This window comes from Compostibacillus humi (assembly GCF_014637175.1).
Classification (GTDB): Bacteria; Bacillota; Bacilli; order Bacillales; family Amphibacillaceae; genus Oceanobacillus; species Oceanobacillus humi.
In genome coordinates this window covers 1-513 of the sequence record NZ_BMEV01000168.1, presented here as the reverse complement: position 1 = coordinate 513, position 513 = coordinate 1, and the positions used below count along the sequence as shown (strand labels likewise).

The window sequence follows — 513 nt, the reverse complement described above, 5'->3', positions numbered from 1 at the left end:
AATACAATGTTGGAAAGTAACGGACTTAATGGGCCACCTTGTGGTGCTCCCTCTGTAATTGGACGAACCAGCCCATTTTCCAGTACACCAGCTTGTAGAAAGCGTCGGATAAGGCGAAGGAGTGCTTTGTCTTTAATTTTACTCGCAAGTTTTGCCATTAATCGGTCATGATTTACTTTATCGAAGAATTTCTCCAAATCCATATCTACTACCCAGCGATATCCTTCTTTTATATAAGCTCTAGCCTGTTTGACCGCGGTAAGTGCCCTCCTGTTCGGACGGAATCCGTAACTGAACTCCGAGAATGCTGGGTCAAATACCAACGTTAATTGTTGGGCGATGGCTTGTTGGATGAAACGGTCTGTTACCGTAGGGATACCTAACTTCCTAATTCCACCGTTTGGTTTCGGGATTTCGACTCGACGGACTGGTTTTGGTTGATAGGTACCCGACCTTATTTGGGTAAGGATGGTTGTCCAATTTTCTACCAAATGGTTCCGCAGGTCTTTTGTG

1 protein-coding gene is annotated in these 513 nt (G+C 44.8%); it reads right to left on the bottom strand.

Features of this window, described 5'->3' with window-relative positions:
* Positions 1 to 513: reverse transcriptase domain-containing protein (locus tag IEV18_RS17140; protein WP_268235436.1), on the bottom strand; the 513-nt coding region annotated here is incomplete at both ends.